Annotated in this window: 15 protein-coding genes; 8 read left to right on the top strand and 7 right to left on the bottom strand. The window is 68.6% G+C overall.

Going from position 1 to position 20,740, the window contains the following annotated elements:
• Positions 1-194 precede the first annotated feature (194 nt).
• From ICN82_RS13105 to ICN82_RS13095, 3 genes are read right to left on the bottom strand one after another with little or no spacing between them, the layout of a single operon-like run.
• Complete coding sequence (locus ICN82_RS13105; RefSeq protein WP_193183498.1) at positions 195-1,463, bottom strand: bifunctional folylpolyglutamate synthase/dihydrofolate synthase; 1,269 nt, start codon at positions 1,461-1,463, stop codon at positions 195-197.
• Positions 1,460-2,371 (bottom strand): acetyl-CoA carboxylase, carboxyltransferase subunit beta, encoded by a 912-nt coding sequence (accD, locus tag ICN82_RS13100; RefSeq protein ID WP_193183496.1) that lies wholly within the window; start codon positions 2,369-2,371, stop codon positions 1,460-1,462. Before accD ends, ICN82_RS13105 begins: the two co-directional genes overlap by 4 nt.
• A 56-nt stretch (positions 2,372-2,427) precedes the next feature.
• Positions 2,428-3,306 (bottom strand): CPBP family intramembrane glutamic endopeptidase, encoded by an 879-nt coding sequence (locus tag ICN82_RS13095; RefSeq protein ID WP_193183494.1) that lies wholly within the window; start codon positions 3,304-3,306, stop codon positions 2,428-2,430.
• A gap of 81 nt (positions 3,307-3,387) precedes the next feature.
• On the opposite strand from ICN82_RS13095, the gene recQ reads away from it, so the two are divergent.
• The gene (recQ, locus tag ICN82_RS13090) at positions 3,388-5,439 is read left to right on the top strand and encodes a DNA helicase RecQ (RefSeq protein ID WP_193183492.1); all 2,052 of its coding nucleotides are present in this window, start codon (positions 3,388-3,390) and stop codon (positions 5,437-5,439) included.
• Positions 5,440-5,606: 167 nt separating this feature from the next.
• Here recQ and ygfZ read toward each other — a convergent pair whose 3' ends face one another.
• The gene (ygfZ, locus tag ICN82_RS13085) at positions 5,607-6,377 is read right to left on the bottom strand and encodes a CAF17-like 4Fe-4S cluster assembly/insertion protein YgfZ (protein WP_193183490.1); all 771 of its coding nucleotides are present in this window, start codon (positions 6,375-6,377) and stop codon (positions 5,607-5,609) included.
• 71 nt (positions 6,378-6,448) lie between these two features.
• On the opposite strand from ygfZ, the gene ICN82_RS13080 reads away from it, so the two are divergent.
• Entirely contained in the window at positions 6,449-6,991 is a 543-nt protein-coding gene (locus tag ICN82_RS13080) for a glycosyltransferase (protein WP_193183488.1), read from the top strand.
• On the opposite strand, the gene ICN82_RS13075 is transcribed toward ICN82_RS13080, so the two are convergent.
• On the bottom strand, positions 6,988-7,644 hold the full coding sequence (locus tag ICN82_RS13075; RefSeq protein WP_193183485.1) for a glutathione S-transferase family protein: 657 nt from the start codon (positions 7,642-7,644) through the stop codon (positions 6,988-6,990). The two genes, ICN82_RS13080 and ICN82_RS13075, sit on opposite strands and share 4 nt — an antisense overlap.
• 113 nt (positions 7,645-7,757) lie before the next feature.
• On the opposite strand from ICN82_RS13075, the gene ICN82_RS13070 reads away from it, so the two are divergent.
• On the top strand, positions 7,758-8,969 hold the full coding sequence (locus ICN82_RS13070) for a polyhydroxyalkanoate depolymerase (protein ID WP_193183483.1): 1,212 nt from the start codon (positions 7,758-7,760) through the stop codon (positions 8,967-8,969).
• Here ICN82_RS13070 and ICN82_RS13065 read toward each other — a convergent pair.
• Complete coding sequence (locus tag ICN82_RS13065; RefSeq protein ID WP_193183481.1) at positions 8,950-10,032, bottom strand: hypothetical protein; 1,083 nt, start codon at positions 10,030-10,032, stop codon at positions 8,950-8,952. The genes ICN82_RS13070 and ICN82_RS13065 overlap by 20 nt on opposite strands.
• Before the next feature lie 117 nt (positions 10,033-10,149).
• Positions 10,150-13,584: a pyruvate carboxylase gene (locus ICN82_RS13060; protein WP_193183479.1), complete on the bottom strand. Its 3,435-nt coding sequence runs from the start codon at positions 13,582-13,584 to the stop codon at positions 10,150-10,152.
• A 253-nt stretch (positions 13,585-13,837) separates the two neighbouring features.
• Between ICN82_RS13060 and ICN82_RS13055 the strand changes: the two genes are divergently transcribed.
• From ICN82_RS13055 to ICN82_RS13035, 5 genes are all read left to right on the top strand, one after another.
• Positions 13,838-16,195 carry an ATP-dependent helicase gene (locus ICN82_RS13055; protein WP_193183476.1) on the top strand — a complete coding sequence of 786 codons (2,358 nt, stop codon included), beginning with the start codon at positions 13,838-13,840 and terminating at the stop codon, positions 16,193-16,195.
• A gap of 883 nt (positions 16,196-17,078) precedes the next feature.
• The gene (locus tag ICN82_RS21660; protein WP_193183474.1) at positions 17,079-17,579 is read left to right on the top strand and encodes a division/cell wall cluster transcriptional repressor MraZ; all 501 of its coding nucleotides are present in this window, start codon (positions 17,079-17,081) and stop codon (positions 17,577-17,579) included.
• A 3-nt stretch (positions 17,580-17,582) separates the two neighbouring features.
• Positions 17,583-18,569, top strand: coding sequence for a 16S rRNA (cytosine(1402)-N(4))-methyltransferase RsmH (gene rsmH, locus ICN82_RS13045; RefSeq protein ID WP_193183472.1), 987 nt, complete (start codon positions 17,583-17,585; stop codon positions 18,567-18,569).
• Entirely contained in the window at positions 18,566-18,916 is a 351-nt protein-coding gene (ftsL, locus tag ICN82_RS13040) for a cell division protein FtsL (RefSeq protein WP_193183470.1), read from the top strand. The genes rsmH and ftsL overlap by 4 nt, the downstream gene beginning before the upstream one ends.
• A complete protein-coding gene (locus tag ICN82_RS13035; RefSeq protein WP_193183468.1) occupies positions 18,913-20,733 on the top strand; it encodes a peptidoglycan D,D-transpeptidase FtsI family protein in 1,821 nt (606 codons plus the stop codon). Before ftsL ends, ICN82_RS13035 begins: the two co-directional genes overlap by 4 nt.
• Positions 20,734-20,740: the final 7 nt, after the last annotated feature.

Below are 20,740 nucleotides of genomic sequence, written 5' to 3'. Positions count from 1 at the left end.
GCCGCGCGGAGGGTCCGGCCGATCCGCCCGCCCGCGCGCGGAAACGCCCGTCGCCGGGCGCGCGCCGCGCAGTTCCCTGCGGGCCTCCGGCGGATGCCGGTCCTTCAGGGGCAGGGCGGATGCCTGCCTGTCCGTCTCGGGAGATGCCGGTGCGGCGCCCGTTGCGCCGGGGCGGCGCCGGAGCGCCCGCGCGGTCAGGCTTCGCGCAGCACGGCGCCCGCCAGGTAGAGCGAGCCGCAGATCAGGATGCGCGCCCTGGGGGCCACGTCGTTCAGCGCGGCTAGCGCGGCCGCGACCGACTCGGCGGCATTGGCCTGCATCCCGGCCTCCGTCGCGGCGGCGGCCGTCTCCTCGGCGCTCAGCGTGGCCGGGGCATCCGGGATCCCGACCGCGATCACGTTGCGCACATGCGCCGCCAGCGGCTTGAGATAGCCCAGCGGGTCCTTGGTGTTCAGCATCCCGCAGACGAGGATCGTCTCTTTCTGGGGCATCTTGGCCAGGGTCGCGGCCAGCGCCTCGCCCGCCGAGGGGTTGTGCCCGCCATCCAGCCACAGCTCTGCCTTCGGAACCAGCGCGTTCAGCTTCGTATCGATCAGGGGCTGCATCCGCGCGGGCCAGTCTGCCCCGGTCAGCGCGGTCTCGCAGGCTTCCGCCGCCATGCCCAGGTGGCGCAGCGCGGCCACGGCCATGCCGGCATTCTCGATCTGGTGGCGGCCGCGCAGCGCGGGCATCGGCAGGTCCAGCAGCCCGTCCGCGTCCTGGAAGACCAGCTTGCCCATCTCTTCCCAGGCATCGAAATCGCGGCCGCAGACGATCAGCGGCGCGCCGATCCGCGCGGCGCGGGCCTCGATCGCCTCCATCGCCTCGGCGGGCTGGCGCGCGACGATGCAGGGCACGCCGGGCTTCAGGATGCCGGCCTTCTCCGCCGCGATCTGTCCCAGCGCATCGCCGAGATATTGCTGGTGGTCGAGGCTGACGGGGGTGATGACCGTCAGGCGCGGCCGGTCCAGGACATTGGTGGCATCCAGCCGTCCGCCCAGCCCGGTCTCCAGCAGGCACCAGTCCGCGGGCACGCGCGAGAAGCCCAGGAAGGCTGCGCAGGTGGTGATCTCGAAATAGGTGATCGGGTCCGGGCCGTTGGCGGCAAGGCACTGATCCAGCAGCGCGTTCAGCGCATCCTCGGAAATCAGCTCCCCGGCCAGGCGGATGCGTTCGTGGAACCGCACCAGATGCGGCGAGGTATAGGCATGCACGGTCCCGCCCGCGGCTTCCAGCCCGGCGCGGATCATCGCCAGGGTCGATCCCTTGCCGTTGGTCCCGGCGATGTGGATCACCGGGGGCAGGCGCGTTTCGGGATGGTCCAGCGCCGCCAGAAGCCGCTCCACCCGGTCCAGCGTCAGGTCGATCACCTTGGGGTGCAGCGTCATCATCCGCGCCAGCAGCGCGTCGGACCCCTGCGTCATTCTTCCGCCTGGGGCTCGGCCGGGGTGCCGGGGGCGGGCAGTTCGCCCATGATCGCCGGCGGCAGGCCCATCAGCATCCGGGTGATGGTGATCAGCTCGGTGCGCATCTCGCCGCGCGGCGTGACGCGGTCCAGCATCCCGTGTTCCAGCAGGTACTCGGCGCGCTGGAACCCCTCGGGCAGCTTCTCGCGGATCGTCTGCTCGATCACCCGCGGCCCGGCAAAGCAGATCAGCGCGTTGGGCTCGGCGATCTGCACGTCGCCCAGCATCGCGTAGCTGGCCGTCACGCCCCCGGTGGTGGGATGGGTCAGCACGACGATATAGGGCAGGCCCGCTTCCTTGAGCATCTGCACGGCGACGGTGCTGCGCGGCATCTGCATCAGCGACAGGATGCCTTCCTGCATGCGCGCGCCCCCGGCGGCGGAGAACAGCACCAGCGGCCGCCCCTGCTTCACCGCCGTTTCGGCGGCGGCAATGATCGCATTGCCGACATACATGCCCATGGACCCGGCCATGAAGCCGAAATTCTGCGCGGCGGCCACGATCGGGGTGCGCCCGATCTCGCCGGTGGCGACCAGCATCGCCTCCTGCTCATGCGTGCTGCGCTGCGCGGCCTTCATGCGGTCGGGATAGCGTTTCTGGTCGCGGAAATGCAGCGGGTCGGCGACCGGCGCGGGCACCTTCACCTCGGCGAACATGCCGCCGTCGAACAGGGCGATGAACCGGTCGCGCGGGGTGATCGCCATGTGGTGGCCGCAATTGGTGCAGACATTCAGGCTTTCGCGCAGCTCGCGATGGAACAGCATGGTGCCGCACTCGTCGCACTTGGTCCACAGGTTCTCGGGCATCTCCCGGCGGGAGAAAAGCGAGTTGATCTTGGGACGGACGTAGTTCGAAATCCAGTTCATGAGCCTGCCTGTGTCACCGTTGCGCCTCAGATACTGACGCTGCGGGGGAATTGCAATCAGCGCGCCGTCGGCCGGGCCAGGATCGCCCAGGCCAGGGCCAGCGGGACGAGGTCGACCAGCGCCAGCCAGGGCTGCGCCTGCAGCGCCTCCACCGGGTAGGGCACATGCCAGAGCGCCAGTCCCGAAAGCTGGCTCTCGCTGGAGAAGACGAGGATGGCGAAGGCGTTGTTGGCCAGGTGCAGCCCCCAGGCGCTGCCCAGATTGCCGCTGCGCCGGGTCAGGTCCGCCGCGGCGAGCCCGAAGGCCAGCGCGTAGCCCATCGCCAGGGGCGACATGACCCCGAGCCCCGGCGCGTAATGGGCCGCGCCGAAAAGCAGCGCCGGCAGCCAGAACCAGATCAGCGGCCATCGCGGCAGCCGCGCGGCCAGCTGCTGCATCAGCAGCGCGCGGAACATCAGTTCCTCGGCCAGCGTCTGACCGGCGATCAGGATAAGCGCCGGCAGCAGCAGCGAAGCCCACAGGACCGGGTCGACATTCAGCGACGCGGCGGCGTCGCCATCCCCGGGCGCCACCCAGAGGAATGCCGTCATCACCAGCGCCATCACCAGCGCGGCGCGCAGGAAATCCGGCAGCCATCCCTCGCCCCAGAGCGTCGCGGGCGGGCGCCGCAGCAAGAGCCGCGTGACCAGCAGCACCGACAGGACCAGCGGCAGGAAACTGGCCAGCAGCACCAGCACCGACAGCGGCGTGGCGCCCCCGGCCAGGTCTTCCAGCACCGCGGGCGCGCCCGGGCCGAGCAGCCCGACCGCCGCCCACAATCCCGCCGCCTGCAGCGCGAAGGTCAGCACCAGGATCGCAAGGATCGCGAGGAGGGTGCGCCACAATCCGCTGCGCGGGCGGGCCGGGGCGATGAAGCGTTCGAAACGGGGAGGCATCGGGGCCTTGCTTGTTAACCGGGGCTTGTTGTGTCAGAGTTATGCCGGAACGAGCAGCAGACAAGAACAGGCCTTCGCCCCATGCCAGACGGGCTTTTCCGGTCCCCCGGCAGCTTGCTGTCGGAGATATTCGGTTTCGACGCCTTCCGCCCCGGACAGGAGGAGATCGTCGATGCCGTCATCGCGGGCCGCGACACGCTGGCCATCATGCCCACGGGCGGCGGCAAATCCCTGTGCTACCAGCTGCCCGCGCTCTGCCGCGAGGGCGTCACCGTGGTCATCTCGCCGCTGATCGCGCTGATGCGCGACCAGGTCCGCGCGATGCGGGCCGTCGGCGTGGAGGCGGGCGCGCTGACCTCGGGCAATACCGAGGAAGAGACCGAGGAGGTCTTCCGCGCCATCGATGAAGGGCGGCTGAAGCTTCTCTACATGGCGCCCGAACGGCTGGCCGCCTCGGGCACGCGCATGCTGATGCAGCGGCTGGGCGTCGGGCTGATCGCCGTGGACGAGGCGCATTGCGTCAGCCAGTGGGGCCATGATTTCCGCCCCGACTACCTGCGCATCGGCGCGCTGCGCAGCGATCTGGGCGTGCCGGTCGCCGCCTTCACCGCCACCGCCGATGCCGAGACCCGGGCGGAGATCGTGACGCGGCTCTTCGGCGGAGGGCAGCCGGACACCTTCCTGCGGGGCTTCGACCGGCCGAACATCCACCTGGCCTTCCAGCCCAAGGACAATCCCCGCCGCCAGATCCTGTCCTTCGCCGCCGCGCGCAAGGGCCAGTCGGGCATCGTCTATTGCGGCACCCGCGCCAAGACCGAGCAGCTGGCCGATGCCCTGCGCAAGGACGGGCACGAGGCGGTGTCCTATCACGGCGGCATGGATGCCGAGGACCGGCGGATGGTGGAAACCCGGTTCAGCCGCGAGGACGGGCTGATCGTGGTGGCCACGGTCGCCTTCGGGATGGGGGTCGACAAGCCCGACATCCGCTGGGTCGCCCATGCCGACCTGCCGAAATCCATCGAGGCCTATTACCAGGAGATCGGCCGCGCAGGGCGCGATGGCGGCCCGGCCGAGACGATGACGCTCTATGGCCAGGACGACATCCGCCTGCGCCGCGCCCAGATCGACGAAAGCGCCGCGCCGCCCGAACGCAAGGATGCCGATCATGGCCGCCTGAACGCCCTGCTGGGCCTGGCGGAGGCGCTGGGATGCCGCCGGCAGGTGCTGCTGGGCTATTTCGGCGAAGAGTCCGACCCCTGCGGCCATTGCGACCAGTGCCAGGTCCCGCCCGAGATCATCGACGGCACGGTGGCGGTGCAGAAGGTGCTGTCGGCGGCGCTGCGCACCGGCGAAAGCTTCGGCGCGGGGCATCTGATCGACATCCTGACCGGATCCGAGACCGAGAAGGTCAAGATCCGCGGTCATGACCGGCTGCCGACCTTCGGCTGCGGCCGGGAATTCTCGAAGACCCAGTGGCAGGGGCTGATCCGGCAGATGATGGGGCGCGACCTGCTGCGGCCCGATACCGAACGCCATGGCGCGCTCTACATGACCGAGGCCGCCCGCCCGGTGCTGAAGGGCGAGGTCCGGGTCGACCTGCGCAGGGACGCGATGGCCAGGGCGGAGCGCCGTCCCGCCGCAAAGGAGATGGTCCCCGAGGAGGATGCGCCGCTTTTCTCGGCGCTGAAGGCCAAGCGCAGGGCGCTGGCGGAGGCGCAGCAAGTGCCGGCCTATGTGGTCTTCAACGACAAGACCCTGGCCGAGATGGCCGAGCGGCGGCCGCAGGGCCTGGACGAGATGGCGCGCATCGGCGGCGTCGGGGCGAAGAAGCTCGAGGCCTATGGCGCGGCCTTCCTGGAGGTGATCGCGGGCGAGGCGGAGCGGCTGCACCCGGCGCGGCGGCGGCTGGCGGGCTCGCGCTCCGGGACGCTCTATGACCGGCTGCTATCGGCACAGGCCGAGCTGGCGCGCGGCGATTGCGGCACGCTGAAGCCGCTGAGCTGCTCGGCCGGACAGATCGCCCGCATCGCCGAGATGCGTCCGCGCGACATCGCCATGATGGAGACGATCCTGGATGCGCGCCGTGCCGAACGGTTCGGCCCCGCTTTCCTCGACATCCTGGCAGAGGAATGAGCGCCGCTGCCGGGCATCCCGGGGTCGCATTCCGGGGGCGGCGTCCGTCGGCCGCCTGATCGGGGGGCACGGACCTGACCCGGCCCGGCACCGCCCGGAAGGGGGGGCTTGCCCGGGGCCGGGCATCGCGGCGGGCGCTTCGGTGAGGGTGCGCGGCTGCGGGCCGGTCAGTCGCCCGCGGCCAGTTCCACGCGTGCCGGGCCTGCCGTCATCTCCGGGCCGATCCGGTCGAAGCGCAGGAAGGCCAGCCCCAGCCCCTCCGCCTGGGAGTAGAGCGTTCCCGCCGTCTTCCCCGCGGACAGGACCGGCGTGCCGACCGGGACGGGTTCGGAGACGCTGACCGGGCGCAGTCCCTTGCGCAGCTCGGTCTTGTGCTTCATGCGCGCGACGATTTCCTGCCCGACATAGCATCCCTTGCGGAAATCCACGCCGTTGAGCCGGTCGAACCCGGCCTCCAGGATGTAGCTGTCATTCGGGATCAGCTCCAGATCCGCCTCCGGCACGGCTTGCGCGATGCGCGCGGCCTCGATCATCGCGGCGACCCGGGGCGTCTCGGCCAGGTCCGGCCCGTAGCGGCGCCAGCCCAGGGCGGGATGGCGCGGATCGGCAAAGGCGCCTTCGGGCACCGGGCCCAGCCCGCGTTCCACGCCCAGCTCCGTGGTCTCGATGGTCACTTTCGCGCGCAGCTTGTACAGCCTCAGCCGCTGCGCCACCGCCTCGGCATGGGCGGCGGGCAGATCCATCAGCACCGCCTCCGCCCCGTCGGGGACCAGGAAGAAATCCGACAGGTACTTGCCCTGCGGGGTCAGCAGCGCGGCATAGACCGCCCCGTCCTTCAGCCTCTCGATGTCGTTGGTGACGAGCCCCTGCAGGAAGGAACGGGCCTCGGCGCCCGAGAGGCGCAGCACCTTGCGCGGACGTTGTGTTTGCTCTGCCATGGCTCTAGGTCTCCGGGTCAGGGGCGCGGGTCGCGCCGAAAATGACCGAAGAGCCCAGGAAAGGAAAGGCCATGGCGGCACCGATCTCCGTGGTGATCCCGACGCATGACGCGGTCGCGACACTGCCGGGCACGCTGCACTCGGTCCTGCCGGGCCTGACCACGGGGCTGATCCGGGAACTTGTCTTCGCCGATGACGGCACGCAGGCGGCCATCGCGGAGATCGCCGACGAGCTGGGCGCGCGGCTGGTGCGGGGGCCGCTGGCGGCGGGGCTGGCGGCGGCGGCGGGCGACTGGCTGCTGTGCCTCGACGCCGATACGCATCTGGGCGGCGACTGGTGCCGGGGATTGGCGCGGCACATGTCCGGGGAGGCGGGGCAGGCGGGGTATTTCCCGGTGCGGCCGCGCCGGGCGGGGATCGGACCGGTCCTGGCGGCGGCGCGGATGAACGGGCAGGCGCGCCTGCTGGGCCGCCCCTCGGCGGTGCAGGGGCTGTTCCTGCCGCGCGGGTTGCGCGCGGCGGCGATGCCGGGCGGGGGGTTGCGCGACCTGGCGCGCGCCCCGGCGCTGCGGGGGCGGTTCCGCGCGATGGAGGGGCTGGCGGAGCCGGGCTAGAACTCGACTTCCAGTTCGGCCATCTCGTCGGGTTCTGCCATGGCGGCGGCTTCCCAGTCGCGCATCGGTTCCCAGTCGAAGATCGTCCGGCAATAGGCGGCCAGCGGCGGCTCCAGCTCCACCGCATAGGTGCGGAAGCGCGTGCAGACCGGGGCGAACATCGCATCGGCCACGGAGGGCGCGTCGCCGAACAGGAACGGCCCGCCATAGGCGCGCAGGCAGTCGCCCCAGATTTCCTTGACATGGGCGATGTCGGGCCGCGCGCCCGAGAAGACCTTGAAGGCGGCGTGGCGCGCCTTGATGTTCATCGGCAGCGCGGAGCGCAGGTTGAAGAACCCCGAATGCATCTCGCCCGAGATGGCGCGGCAATGGGCGCGTGCCTTGCGGTCGGCAGGGAACATCCCCGCATCGGGGAAGGTGTCATGCAGGTAATTGGCGATGGCCAGCGTGTCCCAGACCTCCACCCCGTCATGGGCCAGGCGCGGCACGCGCACCGTCGGCGACAACAGCAGCAGTTCCTGTCGGGTGCCGGGATCGTCGATAGAGACGGGCTTTTCCTCGAAATCAAGCCCGGCGAGGCGGCACAGCAGCCAACCGCGCAGCGACCAGGACGAGTAGTTCTTGGACGAAATGGTCAGAGTTGCCTGAACCATGGCCGCTTCTCCGCGTTTCATGCCGCACTGCAGATAATACTGTCGCAGCAGGGTGAAACATGCACTAACTTTTTTCTGCGAGACAAACTGCGGCAAGGCAGGGGGCAGGCAGGATGCTGTATGCGGGCTATCAGTTCCAGGATGACGCGATCGCGCCCATGCGGCGGATGGCGCGCAGCCTGCGCCTGGGCGGGACCCCCTGGGGACAGGTGATGACCGGCGCGGCAGCCTGGTTCGACGCCTCGATGGAAATGCTCTCGCGGTTCGAGCTGGGCCATGCCCGCCCCGATTTCGGCATCCACAAGGTGCGGGTCGGCAATCGCGACGCGACCGTGACCGAGGAGGTGGCGATGCGGCTCCCTTTCGGCCAGCTGCTGCATTTCCGCAAGGATGTCGATACCGCGCAGCCGCCGATCCTGGTGGTCGCGCCCCTGTCGGGTCATTTCGCGACGCTCCTGCGCGGCACGGTGGAGGTGCTGCTGCGCGATCACGACGTCTATGTCACCGACTGGGCCAATGCCCGCGACGTGCCCCTGTCCGAAGGCGCCTTCGGGGTGGAGGATTACGTCGCCTACCTGATCCGCTTTCTCGAACATATCGGGCCGGGCTCGAACATCCTGGCGGTGTGCCAGCCCTGCGTGCAGGCCCTGGCCGCCGTCGCGGTGATGTCGGAGGACGGCAACCCCGCCACGCCGGTCTCGATGACGCTGATGGCCGGGCCGATCGACGTGCGCGAAAGCCCCACGGCGGTCAACGACCTGGCCAACGAGAAGCCGATGGACTGGTTCGAGACCAATGTCATCGCCCGCGTGCCCGCGCGGCATCCGGGGGGCGGCCGGCTGGTCTATCCGGGTTTCGTGCAGCTTTATGCCTTCATGTCGATGAACATGGAGCGCCACCAGGACCAGCACCGGCGGCTGTTCAACCACCTGGTGCGGGGCGAGCTGCGCGAGGCGCAGAAGATCAAGGATTTCTACGACGAGTATTTCGCCGTCCTCGACCTGCCCGCGGAATTCTACCTGGAAACGATCGAGCGGGTGTTCCAGAAGGCGGAACTGGCCACGGGCGAATTCACCTATCGCGGCCGCAAGGTGAAACCGGCCGCGATCCGGCGCACCGCGCTTCTGACCGTCGAGGGCGGGCGCGACGACATCTGCGCGCTGGGGCAGACCTCGGCCGCGCATGAGCTGTGTTCGTCGCTGCGGCCGCATCTGAAGCGGCATCACCTGCAGGCCAATGTCGGCCATTACGGGGTGTTCAACGGGCGCCGCTGGGAAAACGAGATCTATCCCCAGGTCAGGAACCTCATCCTGGCGATGGAGTAGCCTCGGCGCGGCGGGCCTGCCGCTCTGTCCTCTCCTGGGTCTTTCCGACATGCCACAGGTAAAGCCGCAGAAGCTTGTCGGCGGGGGCGGGGAAACGCCCCGAGATCGCCTTTTCCGCCAGAAGCGCGTCCAGCGGGGCCATGGGGATGCCCGACAGATCTGCCATATGCGCCTCCAGCGCCTCGCGGGGGGGCGCGGCATCCTGCAGCGCGGCGGTGAAGTCGATGGCGAACGCGTCGCGCAGCCAGGGCGTCTCGGCATGTTCCGCCAGGCAGGCCACCCGTGCCGCCTCGAGGCCGGGTCCGGGATAGGCGGCGGCGATCTCGGCGCCCAGGGCCAGGCGCGCGGCCTGCAGCACGCGGTCGCCGTCGCGCAGCGGCATGGTCCGGTTGAAGCAATAGACCAGCTTGGTCGCGGCGGCGCTCATGCCTTCGTTGCGCGTCCGGCGGGTCATGCGGGCCGTGTCCAGCCCGGTCAGCGCGGCGAAATCCTCGACGATGTCATGGCCCTTCAGCTTGTCGCGCGCGAATTCGCGGACCCGCAGCCGGCTGACCCGCGGATCGTCCCGGAACCCCTCGGTGCGCAGCCGGTAGAGCGGGTCGCAGACCGGAGGCAGGGCGGCGATGCCGCCGCCGCGGATGCGCTGCTGGAAGGCAGAGAGGGCATAGCCGCCGGGCGAGCGCAGATAGCACACCACGTCGAGCCGCGGGACCCTGTCGCGCAGGAACCCGATCAGCGCCGTCTTTCCCTGCGGGTCGAGAATGCTGATATCCTCGCCCGACAGGATCAGCCTGCGGCGGTCGGGGCGGGCCAGCAGGGCGTCGAGGCGGTTCAGGAAGCCGCGGCGCCGGTCCTCGACCTGCGACGGGCCCAGCCCCAGGGCGCGCCAGTGGTGATAGGCGCCGGGCTGGGAGGAGAAGGCGGTATAGACCGGGACGGAATGGTTGGCGGATTGTCCGAGCTGCGCATAGACCGTGTCCCCGTCGTCATAGCCCGCCAGCGTCGCCTGCAGCGAGCTCGTCCCCGTCTTGTGCATGCCGACATGCAGCAGAACCTCTTCCATCGCGCGCCTCCTCCCGCAAGGATCGATGCCAGGCCAGCCTAGCGGCCGCTCCTGCCGGGGCAAAGGCGGCAAATCGGTCGCGCGGGGCGGGGGCGGCGCACCGCCCCCGGCCGGGGGTCATTCCAGTTCGACCAGAAGGTCCTTGGCGTCGATCTGCGCGCCGGGGGTGACATGGACGGCCTTCACCTTGCCCGCCGCTTCGGCATAGAGCCCGGTCTCCATCTTCATCGCCTCGATCACCACGATCAGGTCGCCCTCCTTCACCTCCTGTCCCGGCGCGACCGAGATCTGCGAGGCGATGCCCGGCATCGGCGCGCCGATATGGCGGGGGTTCCCGGCCTCCGCCCTGGGCCGCGCCGCGGAGGAGGCCTTGGCCGCCCGGTTGGGCACGCGGATCGTGCGCGGCTGGCCGTTCAGCTCGAAGAACACCCGCACATCGCCATCGTCCTGGGTCTCGCCCACCGTCTGCAGCCGGATCTCCAGCGTCTTGCCGGGATCGATCTCGACCGAGACCTCCTCGGCCGGTTCCATCCCGTAGAAGAAGGTCCGCGTCGGCAGGGTGCGCACCGGCCCGTAGGTTTCGTGCCGCGCCATGTAATCGGCGAAGACCTTGGGATACATCAGCGACCCGTTCAGGTCCTCGTCGTCGATCTCCACCCCGAACTGTTCCGCCAGCTTCGCGCGCTCGGCCTCCAGGTCGACGGGCGGCAGGTGCAGCCCCGGACGTTCGGTATTGGGCGCCTCGCCCTTCAGCACCTTGGCGACGATGCCTGCCGGGAACCCGCCCGGGGGCTGGCCCAGATTGCCCTTCATCATGTCGATGACCGAGTCGGGGAAGGCGACGTCCTTCTTGGGATCCTCGACCTCGGCGCGGGTCAGCCCCTGCGACACCATCATCAGCGCCATGTCGCCGACCACCTTCGAGGAGGGCGTGACCTTCACGATGTCGCCGAACATCTGGTTCACCTCGGCATAGGTCTGGGCGACCTCGTGCCAGCGCTCCTCCAGCCCCATGGACCGGGCCTGCGCCTTGAGGTTGGTGAACTGCCCGCCGGGCATCTCGTGCAGGTAGACCTCGGAGGCCGGGGCCTGAAGCCCCGCCTCGAAGGCCGCGTATTGCGCCCGCACGGCCTCCCAGTAATCCGAGATCTCGCGGATCCGGGCGATGTCCAGCCCGGTATCGCGCGCGGTGTGGCGCAGGCTTTCGACGATGGAGCCGAGGCAGGGCTGCGAGGTGCCCCCCGAGAAGGCGTCCATCGCGGCATCGACCGCATCCACCCCGGCCTCGGCGGCGGCCAGGATCGTGGCGCCCGCCACGCCCGAGGTGTCATGCGTGTGGAAATGGATCGGCAGGCCGACCTCCTCCTTCAGCGCGCGCACCAGCATCCCGGCCTGTGTGGGTTTCAGCAGGCCCGCCATGTCCTTCAGCCCCAGCACATGCGCGCCCGCGGCCTTCAGGTCCTTGCCCATGGAGACGTAGTAATTCAGGTCGTATTTCGACCGCGCCGGATCCAGCAGATCGCCCGTATAGCAGATCGTGCCCTCGCAGAGCTTGTCCGCCGCGATCACCGCATCCATGGCGACGCGCATGTTCTCCACCCAGTTCAGGCTGTCGAAGACGCGGAAGACATCCACGCCCGAGGCCGCGGCCTGCGCCACGAAGCTTTGCACCACATTGTCGGGGTAATTGGTGTAGCCCACGCCGTTGGAGGCGCGCAGCAGCATCTGGGTCATCACGTTGGGCATGCGCGCGCGCAGGTCGCGCAGCCGCTGCCAGGGGCATTCCTGCAGGAAGCGATAGGCCACGTCGAAGGTCGCGCCGCCCCAGCATTCGACGGAAAACAGCCCCGGCAGATGCGCCGCATAGGCAGGCGCCACGCGGATCATGTCGATCGAGCGCATCCGCGTCGCCAGAAGCGACTGGTGCCCGTCGCGCATCGTCGTGTCGGTCAGCAGGAGCCGGTCCTGCGCGGCCATCCAGTCGGCGACCGCCCGCGGCCCTTCGGCCTCCAGCAGGGTGCGCGTGCCCGCGGGGGCCAGCCCGTGCTCGACCTCCGGCGGGCGCGGCTCGCGCGCCTCCGGCTTCACGCGCCCGGCGGTCTCGGGTTGGCCGTTCACCGTGATGTCGGCGATATAGGTCAGCACCTTGGTCGCGCGGTCGGCGCGGGTCTTGAAATCGAACAGCCCGGGCGTGGTGTCGATGAACTTGGTCGAATACTCGTTGTTGAGGAAGACCGGGTGTTTCAGCAGGTTGATGACGAAATCGATATTGGTCGACACGCCGCGGATGCGGAATTCGCGCAGCGCCCGGTCCATCCGGCGGATCGCGGCCTCGGGGGTCTGCGCCTTGGCCGTCACCTTCACCAGCAGCGAGTCGTAATAGCGGGTGATGACGCCGCCGGCATAGGCCGTGCCGCCATCCAGCCGGATCCCCATGCCGGTGGCGCTGCGATAGGCGGTGATGCGGCCGTAATCGGGGATGAAGTTGTTCTGCGGATCCTCGGTGGTGATCCGCGTCTGCAGCGCGTGCCCCGTCAGGCGGATGTCGTACTGGCTGGCCTTGCCGGTCGCCTCGGTCAGCGACTTGCCCTCGGCGATCTTGATCTGGGCCTGGACGATGTCGATGCCGGTGACTTCCTCGGTGACGGTATGTTCCACCTGGACCCGCGGGTTCACCTCGATGAAGTAGAAGCGCCCCGTCTCCATATCCATCAGGAATTCGACCGTGCCCGCGCATTCGTAATTCACATGGGCGCAGATCTTGCGGCCCAGTTCGCAGATCTCCTCGCGCTGCGCCTCGGACAGGTAGGGGGCGGGGGCGCGTTCGACGACCTTCTGGTTGCGCCGCTGGACCGAGCAGTCGCGTTCGTAGAGGTGATAGATGTTGCCCATCTTGTCGCCGAGGATCTGGACCTCGACATGGCGGGCGCGGGTGATCATCTTCTCCAGGTAGCCCTCGCCATTGCCAAAGGCGGCCTCGGCCTCGCGGCGGCCCTCGGCGATCTTGTCCCTCAGCTCGGACGGGTCCTGGATCGGGCGCATGCCGCGCCCGCCGCCGCCCCAGCTGGCCTTCAGCATCAGCGGATAGCCGATCCCGGCGGCCTCGGCGGCGATGGCGTCGAAATCATCGCCCAGCACTTCGGTCGCCGGAATCACCGGCACGCCCGCGGCAATCGCGACCTTGCGGGCAGAGGCCTTGTCGCCGAGCGCGCGCATCGTTTCGGCCTTCGGGCCGATGAAGGTGATCCCCGCCGCGTCGCAGGCCTCGACGAATTCGGGATTCTCCGACAGCAGGCCGTAACCGGGATGGATCGCGTCGGCGCCCGACATCTTCGCGACGCGGATGATCTCGGGGATCGACAGATAGGCCGCAACCGGGCCCAGCCCTTCGCCGATCCGGTAGGCCTCGTCCGCCTTGAAGCGGTGCAGGCCCAGCTTGTCCTCCTCGGCATAGACCGCGACGGTCTTCTTGCCCAGCTCGTTGGCTGCCCGCATCACGCGGATCGCGATCTCGCCGCGATTGGCCACGAGAATCTTCGAGAACTCCGCCATGGTCACATATCCTTACCAATATCGACGCCTGAGCGTGACTTAGCCCGCCACGCGACAGCTGGCAAACATTTGTGCGCGACAGGCGGCAAAGTGTTGCATATGTTGCGCTAACATTTGGGCGCCCTGCGGGGGATGCGCCCGTTTTCCAGACTTCAAGCAGAGATTTGCCGGTGAAGGGCGATCTGCGGAAATTTCCGGAACGTATCGGGAACACGCCTTCTCACCCGGGCCGGGCCGCGCTATAAGGCGGATCATGAACGAATTCGATGACAGCGACGCTTTCGAGGCGGCCGCGATTCCGCTGTCGCGCCGGGCCATGGCGGCGCGGCCGATGCCCTATCTGGACGGGCTGAACCCGGCACAGCGCCTGGCGGTGGAAACGCTGGACGGCCCGGTGCTGATGCTGGCCGGGGCGGGGACCGGCAAGACCCGCGCGCTGACGGCGCGGATCGCGCATCTGATCTCCACCGGGGCGGCGCGCCCGAACGAGATCCTCGCCGTGACCTTCACCAACAAGGCCGCGCGCGAGATGAAGAACCGGGTCGGCAGCCTTCTGGGCCAGGCCGTGGAGGGGATGCCGTGGCTGGGCACCTTCCACGCGATCTGCGTCCGGCTGCTGCGCCGCCATGCCGAACTGGTCGGCCTGAAGTCGAACTTCACCATTCTCGACACCGATGACCAGATCCGGCTGCTGAAACAGGTGATCCGCGCCGCCGGGATCGACGACAAGCGCTGGCCGGCGCGGCAGCTTGCCGGGATCATCGACCATTGGAAGAACCGCGCCTGGCGGCCCGATGCCGTGCCCGCGGCAGAGGCCAGCGCCTTCAATGACCGCGGCATCCCGCTTTATGCCGCCTACCAGCAGCGGCTGCTGGATCTGAATGCCTGCGATTTCGGCGATCTGCTGCTGCATGTGGTGACGATCTTCCAGAAGCACCCGGACGTGCTGGCGCAGTATCACCGCTGGTTCCGCTACATCCTCGTCGACGAGTACCAGGATACCAACGTCGCCCAGTACATGTGGCTGCGCCTTCTGGCGGCGGGGCATCAGAACATCTGCTGCGTCGGCGATGACGACCAGTCGATCTATGGCTGGCGCGGCGCCGAGGTCGGCAACATCCTGCGCTTCGAGAAGGATTTCCCCGGCGCCGAGGTGATCCGGCTGGAGCAGAATTACCGCTCCACCGCGCATATCCTCGCGGCCGCGTCCGGCGTGATCCGCGGCAACCAGGGACGGCTGGGCAAGACGCTGTGGACCCAGGCCGAGGGCGGCGAGAAGGTCCGCCTGATCGGCCATTGGGATGGCGAGGAGGAGGCGCGCTGGATCGGCGAGGAGATCGAGGCGATGGGCCAGGGCACGCGCGGCATGCGCCCCTTCGGCCTGGATGACTGCGCCATCCTCGTGCGGGCCTCCCATCAGATGCGCGCCTTCGAGGACCGGTTCCTGACCATCGGGCTGCCCTACCGGGTGATCGGCGGGCCGCGATTCTACGAACGGCAGGAAATCCGCGATGCGATGGCCTATTTCCGGCTGGTCACCTCGGCGGAGGATGACCTGGCCTTCGAGCGGATCGTCAACACGCCGAAACGCGGGCTCGGCGACAAGGCCCAGCAGAAGATCCAGATTGCGGCGCGGGAGGCGGGCATTCCCCTGAAGGAGGGCGCGCGGCGGCTGGTCGAGGCGAAGCAGATCACCGGCAAGGGCGCCGCGGCGCTGCGCGCGCTGGTGGAGGGTCTGGATCGCTGGGCGATGATGCTGCGCGCGCCCGACGCGAACCACGTGGAAATCGCCCAGGTGATCCTTGACGAATCCGGCTATACGGCGATGTGGCAGAACGACAAGTCGCCCGAGGCGCCGGGTCGGCTGGAGAACCTCAAGGAGCTGGTCAAGGCGCTGGAGGGGTTCGAGAACCTGCAGGGATTCCTCGAACATGTCGCGCTGGTCATGGATAACGAGGCGGGCAATTCCGGGCCGCAGGTGTCGATCATGACGCTGCATGCGGCCAAGGGCCTGGAATTCCCGGCGGTCTTCCTGCCGGGCTGGGAGGACGGGCTGTTCCCGTCGCAGCGGTCGATGGACGAATCCGGGCTGACCGGGCTGGAGGAGGAGCGCAGGCTGGCCTATGTCGGCATCACCCGTGCCGAGGAGGTCTGCACCATTTCCTTCGCCGGGAACCGCCGCGTCTATGGCCAGTGGCAGTCGCAGCTGCCCTCGCGCTTCGTGGATGAGCTGCCCGAAGATCACGTCGAGGTTCTGACGCCGCCCGGGCTCTATGGCGGGCAGGGCGCGCCCGCGGCCCGTTCGTCGCTGGATGACCGGGCCTCCCGCGCGGATGTCTACAACTCTCCGGGCTGGAAGCGCCTGCAGGAATCGCAGTCCCGCCCGCGCCCCATGCATCAGCCCAAGGAGTCGCTGACCTCGGTGATCGATCTGGACGCCGTGTCCAGCTTCACCATGGGCGAGCGCGTCTTCCACCAGAAATTCGGCTATGGCGCGGTGGCGGGGATCGAGGGCGACAAGCTGGAGGTCGATTTCGAGCGGGCGGGCACGAAACATGTCGTCGCGCGCTTTCTGCGACCGGCCGCGGCGGCCGACGATCCCCCGTTCTGACCCCAATTCAGGGCCCGGCCCCGTCCCGGGCGGGCCGGGCGTGAGGTTCCGTGAGGTTTCGTGATCGGCCGGAGGGGCGCCGCTGCGCCTGCCTGGCTGCGGCGCAAAAAAAAGCGGCGACACCAGGGAGGAGGAGGGTGCCGCCGCGAAGACAGAAAGCCCAGGGAGGAGGAGGGGCTTCCTGATCTGAATGTCGAAGGAAGCCTGACCCGCGGGTCAGGGCGCAGCCCCTCGCTTCCCATGGGACTACCATACCATTTTGCTGCGACTGCACAATGAAAATTTTGCCGCGGACGGCTCAAATCTGCCATGCGATTTGTGCATATTAATAAAAATACCTTTTTATATATGATAGTTAAAAGGAATTTGCCTGTCGGCTTCGTTTGCCGTAGGGGCGCCCGCCATGCTGCATGTGCAAAATGCGCTGCGCGGCGCCGACGGGGAATCGGGCCGGACGGGGCTGCGGCGGCATCCTCATGGGAATTCATGGAACCGGGGGGATTCCATGGCACCTCCGACGACGCTATGGTGAAAATCAGCGCAATCCCTGGCTGGATCTGCGTTCGGCAGGGGGCGTGCGGGTCGTTTCTTTCCCCTTGTTTTCACGCCTTTCCGCAGGGTTCCGGAATTTCCGCCTCCTGTTGCGTAAATTCCTCTTGAGTTCCATGAATTCCCATAGTATCCCTTTGGATAACGGAGAAAAGAAAACAAAAGAGCAGGCTTCATACAGGCACTCATCTCTCCGGTAAGAAATCTTCGCGCGGGTGTGTCCCCCAGATTTGCCAGCGCAGAAGATCGACCAAGAGGCATAGGTGGCGGATCAGGCTGTGGCAGCGGCCCGGTCCGCCGCTCTCGTTAAGGCGGGCGGATAGGGAAACGGGTCGTGCACTGCACCTTCCGGGGCGAAATCGGGCAGAAGATCGACGCGAAGGGCCGCGTCTCGATTCCTGCGCAGTTCCGCAAGGTGCTGGATGACGGCGATCCCGACCGCGAGACCGGCGAAGACCCCAACCTGATCATCGTCTACGGCGACAGCCGCCGCGCCTTCCTCGAGGGCTACAGCGCCCGCGCCATGGCCGAGGTCGAGGCCAAGATCCGCGCAATGAAATCCAGCCCGAAGAAACGCGTCCTGACCCGCATGTTCCTGACCCAGACCTGGGAGACCCGCGTCGATTCCACCGGCCGCATCGTGCTGCCCAAGCCGCTGCGCACGCGGCTGGGTCTGGGCGAGACCGGCGAGCTGACCTTTGCCGGGACCGGCGAGACCTTCGCGATCTGGAATTCCGTGGACTACCCCGCCGCCATCGGCGAGGAGGATCTTGCCCAGATCGAGGGGTTCGAGGAGGACATGGATATCGCCGACCTGCTGGACATGGAGGACTGAGCCGTGTCGGAGGCGCCCCATGTCCCGGTCCTGATCGGCAAGATCATCGAGGCGGCCAGTCCCGTGCGCGGCCGCTGGCTGGACGGCACGCTGGGGGCGGGGGGCTATGCCCGGGCGCTGCTGGAGGCCGGGGCCGAGCATGTCACCGGGGTCGATCGCGATCCGCTGGCGCTGCAGCTGGCGGCGGAATGGGGCCGTCCCTATGGCGAACGGCTGGGCCTGTATCACGGCACCTTCTCCACGCTGGACCGTGCCACGGACCGGCCGCTGGACGGGGTGACGCTGGATCTGGGCGTCAGCTCGATGCAGCTTGACCTCGCGGAGCGGGGGTTTTCCTTCCTGCGCGACGGGCCGCTGGACATGCGGATGAGCCAGGAGGGCGTCTCGGCCGCGGATCTGGTCAACCGTGCCTCCGAGGAGGTGCTGGCCGACATTCTCTATCATTACGGCGAGGAACGCGCTTCGCGCCGGATCGCGCGGGCCATCGGCAAGGCGCGGGCGGAGGCCCCGGTCGAGACGACCGGGCAGCTGGTGAAGATCGTCGAATCCTGCCTGCCGCGGCCCAAGCCCGGCCAGAGCCACCCGGCCACCCGCAGCTTCCAGGCGCTGCGCATCGCCGTGAATGACGAATTCGGCCAGCTGATCGAGGGGCTGGAGGCGGCCGAGCGCGTGCTGGCCCCCGGCGGCTGGCTGGCGGTCGTCACCTTCCATTCGATGGAGGACCGCGTGGTCAAGCGGTTCATCCAGGCCCGCGCGGCGCGTTCGGGCGGCGGCGGCAGCCGCTACGCCCCCGCGCAGGAGGTGCAGGAGGCGGTGCTGACCCCCAGCCCCAACCGCGCCATCGCCCCCGATCCCGAGGAAATCGACAGCAATCCGCGCGCCCGCTCGGCCAAGCTGCGGCTGGCGCGCCGTACCGATGCCGCGCTTTGGCCGCTGGACCGGGCCCAGCTCGGCCTGCCGCGGCGCATCCTGCCGGAGGATTTCTCATGAGAACGCTGATCGGCTTCCTTCTGGGTCTCGCCGTGCTGGGCCTGGGCTTCTGGGCCTACCAGGAGAATTACCGCACGCGCGACGCGGTCGACCAGGTCCGCGCGACCAAGCGCGAGATCATGCATCTGCGCGACGAGCTGACGATGCTGCGCGCCGAATGGGCCTGGCTGAACCGGCCCGAACGGCTGCGCATGCTGGTGGATGCCAACGGGGCGGCGCTGGGGCTTTCGGACATGGCGCCGGACCGGTTCGGCGTGCTCGACCAGGTGGCCTATCCGACCCGGCCCTATCTTTCCGTCCAGCCGGTTCTGCCCGGCGCGGCGGCGCCTGCGGAGGCCCGGCCATGAGCGACCTGCCCGAGGATGACGACGCCCCCCGCCGCCCGCTGCGGCCGCTGGCCCCGGTTCTGCGCGCGCGCGATCGCGGCGAGAATCCCGACCTGATCGAGCGCGCCAACCGCATCCGCCGCCATGACGGCATCCGCGAAAGGCTGAAGGCGCGGGCCGAGAGCCGCCTGCTGGTGCTGGGCCTGTTCTTCGTCGTGGTCTTCGGCGCGGTGGGCGGGCGCATGGCGCAATTCGCCACCTCGGTGCCGGAAGAGCCGCGCATGTCGATCTTCGGCTCCACCATCACCAGCGCGCGGGCCGACATCACCGACCGCAAGGGACGGGTGCTGGCGACGAACCTGCATACCCAGGCGCTTTACGCGCATCCCCAGGACATGATCGACATCCCCTACGCGGTGCGCGAACTGTCCCGGATCTTTCCCGACCTGGAGCATGACGAACTGCTGGCGCGGCTGACGCGGCCGGGGCGCAAATTCGTCTGGCTGCGCAAGACCCTGTCGCCGGAGGAGGTGCAGGCGGTCCATGACATCGGCGATCCGGGGCTTCTGTTCGCCACCCGCGACATGCGGCTCTATCCCAATGGCCACCTGGCGGCGCATGTGCTGGGCGGGGCCAGCTTCGGCGACGAGGGCGTGCGCGCGGCCGAGGTGATCGGCGTCGCCGGGATCGAGAAGGCGATGGATGCGCGGCTGCGCGATCCCGACAAGGTGGACGAGCCGCTGCAGCTGTCGATCGACATGACCATCCAGGCCGCGACCCGCAAGGTGCTGCAGGGGGGGATCGACCTCTACGAGGCCAAGGGCGGCAGCGCCATCATCATGGACATCAAGTCCGGCGAGATCGTCAGCATGGTGTCGCTGCCGGATTTCGACCCCAACCGGCGGCCGCGCCCGGCGCTCACCGGCGATCCGTCCGACAGCCCGCTGTTCAACCGCGCGGTGCTGGGCGTCTATGAACTGGGCTCGGTCTTCAAGATCTTCGCCACCGCCAATGCGCTGGATCTGGGCCTGGTGACGCCGGACACGCAGATCGATACCCAGAGCCCGCTGGTCTATGGCCGCTTCAAGATCGGCGACTTCCACAATTACGGCCCCACCAAGAGCGTGCGCGGCGTGATCGAGGTGTCCTCCAACGTCGGCACGGCCCATATCGCCCAGATGATCGGGCCGACCCGGCAGAAGGAATTCCTGGGCCGCCTGGGCTTCTTCGAGCCGACGCCGGTGGAACTGGTGGAGGCGCCGACCGGGCGGCCGCTGCTGCCCAAGGTCTGGGGCGACCTGGCGGGGATGACGATCTCCTTCGGTCACGGCATGTCCTCCAGCCCGCTGCATCTGGCGGTCGGCTATGCCTCGCTGCTCAATGGCGGTCACAAGGTGACGCCGACCCTGCTCAAGCGCGACGGCCCGGTGCCCGAGGGGCCGCGGGTCGTGTCCGAGCAGACCTCGCGCCAGTCGCGCGAGATGCTGCGGCTGGTCGTCACCGACGGCACCGCCTCGATGGGCGATGTGCCGGGCTATTACGTCGCGGGCAAGACCGGCACGGCCGACAAGCCCAAGCCGGGCGGCGGCTATTACAAGAACCGCAACATGGTCACATTCGCCTCGATCTTTCCCTATTACGATCCCAAATACGTGGTCATCACCACGCTGGACGAAGCCAAGGTCTTTGCCGCCGGCGAGGAGCGCCGCACCGCGGGCTGGACGGTCGTGCCGGTCGCGGCAGAGCTGATCCGGCGGGTCGCGCCGCTCCTGGACATGCGCCCGGCGATTGAAGAGCCCGCGCAACCTGGGATACGAGAAGCCCGCAACAACCATTGAGGGGCCG

Origin of the sequence: Mangrovicoccus algicola (genome assembly GCF_014903745.1) — a bacterium.
Lineage (GTDB): Bacteria > Pseudomonadota > Alphaproteobacteria > Rhodobacterales > Rhodobacteraceae > Mangrovicoccus > Mangrovicoccus algicola.
This window is presented reverse-complemented; position numbering and strand designations above follow the sequence as displayed.

Excerpts from the sequence above, each read along its gene's own strand:
- ICN82_RS13105 (WP_193183498.1), bottom strand. The coding sequence starts at position 1,463 with ATGACGCAGGGGTCCGACGCGCTGCTGGCGCGGATGATGACGCTGCAC.
- accD (WP_193183496.1), bottom strand. The coding sequence starts at position 2,371 with ATGAACTGGATTTCGAACTACGTCCGTCCCAAGATCAACTCGCTTTTC.
- ICN82_RS13095 (WP_193183494.1), bottom strand. The coding sequence starts at position 3,306 with ATGCCTCCCCGTTTCGAACGCTTCATCGCCCCGGCCCGCCCGCGCAGC.
- recQ (WP_193183492.1), top strand. The coding sequence starts at position 3,388 with ATGCCAGACGGGCTTTTCCGGTCCCCCGGCAGCTTGCTGTCGGAGATA.
- ygfZ (WP_193183490.1), bottom strand. The coding sequence starts at position 6,377 with ATGGCAGAGCAAACACAACGTCCGCGCAAGGTGCTGCGCCTCTCGGGC.
- ICN82_RS13080 (WP_193183488.1), top strand. The coding sequence starts at position 6,449 with ATGGCGGCACCGATCTCCGTGGTGATCCCGACGCATGACGCGGTCGCG.
- ICN82_RS13075 (WP_193183485.1), bottom strand. The coding sequence starts at position 7,644 with ATGGTTCAGGCAACTCTGACCATTTCGTCCAAGAACTACTCGTCCTGG.
- ICN82_RS13070 (WP_193183483.1), top strand. The coding sequence starts at position 7,758 with ATGCTGTATGCGGGCTATCAGTTCCAGGATGACGCGATCGCGCCCATG.
- ICN82_RS13065 (WP_193183481.1), bottom strand. The coding sequence starts at position 10,032 with ATGGAAGAGGTTCTGCTGCATGTCGGCATGCACAAGACGGGGACGAGC.
- ICN82_RS13060 (WP_193183479.1), bottom strand. The coding sequence starts at position 13,584 with ATGGCGGAGTTCTCGAAGATTCTCGTGGCCAATCGCGGCGAGATCGCG.
- ICN82_RS13055 (WP_193183476.1), top strand. The coding sequence starts at position 13,838 with ATGAACGAATTCGATGACAGCGACGCTTTCGAGGCGGCCGCGATTCCG.
- ftsL (WP_193183470.1), top strand. The coding sequence starts at position 18,566 with ATGAGAACGCTGATCGGCTTCCTTCTGGGTCTCGCCGTGCTGGGCCTG.
- ICN82_RS13035 (WP_193183468.1), top strand. The coding sequence starts at position 18,913 with ATGAGCGACCTGCCCGAGGATGACGACGCCCCCCGCCGCCCGCTGCGG.